This is a genomic window from Mycobacterium sp. SMC-17 (assembly GCF_045310915.1).
In the GTDB taxonomy this organism is placed as follows: Bacteria; Actinomycetota; Actinomycetes; order Mycobacteriales; family Mycobacteriaceae; genus Mycobacterium.
Genome location: NZ_JBJIAK010000121.1, coordinates 1 through 2,738, shown reverse-complemented (window position 1 = coordinate 2,738; position 2,738 = coordinate 1). Strand labels below are relative to the sequence as shown.

2 protein-coding genes are annotated in these 2,738 nt (G+C 66.4%); both read left to right on the top strand.

All coding sequences use genetic code 11. The features are described 5' to 3' along the window. The first annotated feature begins 134 nt into the window (after positions 1–134). The gene (gene istA, locus ACJH7A_RS30255; RefSeq protein ID WP_021075689.1) at positions 135–1,667 is read left to right on the top strand and encodes an IS21 family transposase; all 1,533 of its coding nucleotides are present in this window, start codon (positions 135–137) and stop codon (positions 1,665–1,667) included. 11 nt (positions 1,668–1,678) lie between these two features. After that, entirely contained in the window at positions 1,679–2,422 is a 744-nt protein-coding gene (gene istB / locus ACJH7A_RS30250) for an IS21-like element helper ATPase IstB (RefSeq protein ID WP_021075688.1), read from the top strand. The last annotated feature ends 316 nt before the right edge of the window (positions 2,423–2,738 follow it).

Genomic DNA, 2,738 nt, shown 5'->3' with positions numbered 1-2,738 from the left:
CACCCATTCCGAGATGATGTCGCCCACCATTCCGGGATGATGTCGCCCGGGTGACGAGGCCTCTTCTGGCTCCCATAGGTCAACCCTTTCGGCTTTGCGAAGGGGGACCCTGGATGCCGACGGAGAGGCTTGCGATGCGCCGTGTGCGCGATGTGATCAGGATGAAGGCGGCCGGTCTGCCGAGCCGCGAGATTGCGCGACGGGTAGGAGCGGCGCCCTCGACGGTGCGGCTGGCGATCCGGCGGTTCGAGGCCGCGGGTCTGACCTGGCCGTTGCCCGACGAGCTCACGGACGCGGCCCTGGAACTCCGCCTGTTCGCCAAGACCGGCAATGGCAACCGGCAGGGTCACCGCCGCATCGCCGAACCTGATTGGACGACCGTGCACCGCGAGCTCAAGCGCAAGCACGTGACGCTGTCGATCCTGTGGGAGGAGTACATCGCCGCCGAACCCGACGGATACCGGTACTCGCGCTTCTGTGAGCTTTACCGCGCCTGGGAGGGCCGCCTGTCGGTGACGATGCGCCAGGCGCACGCAGCCGGCGACAAGCTGTTCGTCGACTATGCCGGCGACGGCGTGCCGGTGGTGGTCGATCGTCTCACCGGTGAGCGCAGAATGGCGCAGATCTTCGTCGCCGTGCTCGGCGCCTCGAGCTTTACCTACGCGCAGGCGACGTGGACGCAGGGGCTCGCCGACTGGATCAGCGCTCATGTTGGCGCCTTCGCGGCGATCGGCGGCATACCGGCGCTGCTGGTGCCTGACAACACCAAGGTCGCGGTCATCAAGGCGAGCCTGTACGACCCGCAGATCAATCGGACCTATGCGGAGATGGCGGCGCATTACGGCACCGCCATATTGCCGGCCCGGCCGCGCAAGCCGCGCGACAAGGCCAAGGTCGAGCAAGCCGTCCTGATCGTCGAGCGCTGGCTGCTCGGCCGCCTGCGTCATCGCACCTTCTACAGCCTGGCCGAGGTCAATGCGGCGATCGGCGAGCTGCTCACCAGGCTCAACGAGGAGCGGCCGATCCGGCGGCTCGGCGTGACGCGCCGCCGGCTGCTTGAGGAGGTCGATCGGCCGGCGCTCAAGCCATTGCCGGCGAGCCCCTACGTACTCGCCGAATGGCGGATCCGCCGCGTCAGCCTCGATTACCACGTCGAGGTGGAGAAGCATTACTACAGCGTCCCGCATCGCTTTGTGCGCGCCGAGGTCGAGGTGCGGTTCACTGCCCGCACCGTAGAGATCTTCCACAAGGGCGAGCGGATCGCCGCGCATCAGCGCATGAGCGGTAATCACAAACACACCACCGTGCCGGAGCACATGGCCTCCAGCCATCGGCGCTACGCCGGCTGGACCATCGCGCGCATCCGACAGGACGCTGCCGCGATCGGGCCGGCGACCAGCGCTTTGTGCGACCTCATTCTCGACGAGCGCTCGCACCCCGAGCAAGGCTTCCGCGCCTGCCTCGGCATCCTCAGGCTCGCCGGCTCCTATGGGCGCGGACGGCTGGACGCCGCGGCTGCGCGGGCGATCGACATCGGCGCGCGCACCTACGGCTCGGTCAAATCGATCCTCGCCAACAATCTCGATCGGCGTCCCGCTCATCAGCGCTCCGCGGACGATGCGCCGATCCTGCATGCCAACATCCGCGGACCGCGCTACTACAACTAGGAGACCATCCCTTGCTCACCCATCCGACCCTCGACCGCCTCAACGCCCTCGGCCTCCACGGCATGGCCAATGCCTTCGTCGATATCGAAGCAACCGGCGAGGCCGCAAGCCTCGGTCACGCCGAATGGCTCGCGCTGCTGCTCGAACGTGAAGCATCACTGCGCCACGATAAGCGGCTCGCCACCCGCCTGCGCTATGCGAAGCTGCGTCAGCAAGCGTGCGTCGAGGACATCGACTACCGCACCCCGCGCGGCCTCGACCGCCCGCTGTTCGCCAAGCTTGTCGAGGGCCGCTGGATCGATGACCATGCCAACCTGCTGATCTGCGGCCCGGCCGGCGTCGGCAAGAGCTGGCTCGCCTCGGCGCTCGGCCACAAGGCCTGCCGTGACAATCGCTCCGTGCTCTATCAACGTGTTCCGCGGCTGTTCGATGACCTCGCTCTCGCGCGCGGCGACGGTCGCCATCCGCGCCTATTGCGCGGGCTCGGCCGTGTCGATCTGCTGATCCTCGATGACTGGGGGCTCGAGCCGCTCGACGCTGGTGCCCGTCACGACCTCCTGGAAATCCTCGAAGATCGCTATGGTCATCGTTCCACCATCGTCACCAGCCAGCTCCCCGTGGACCAGTGGCATGTGCTCATTGGAGATCCTACCTATGCCGACGCCGTGCTCGATCGCCTCGTCCACAATGCCCATCGGCTCGACCTTACTGGCGAGAGCCTGCGCCGAACCCGGCAATCCGCCCGAAAGACCTGAGCCCGTGACGCTGTGGACATGCCGCTGCGCTTGGACAACGCCAAGGCGTTGCCCACATGCCCACAGCAAACGCAACAGAAACACAACAAGCTCAAGCCGCGATTCCAGTTGACCGTGCGGCTTGCCCAATGCCAGAGAACCTCAGCAGCTAGAACGCCTCGCCCCCGGGCGAGATCAAATCGGAGAGGTGGGCGACATCGTCTCGGAATCCCCGGGCGACTTCATATCGGTACACCCGGGCGACTTCGTCGGAATCCGCAGTTGGCGGGCTCCTCTTCAAATTTTTCGGCGCGCTTCCGCATGATGCCCCGCCCTC

Excerpts from the sequence above, each read along its gene's own strand:
- istA (WP_021075689.1), top strand. The coding sequence starts at position 135 with ATGCGCCGTGTGCGCGATGTGATCAGGATGAAGGCGGCCGGTCTGCCG.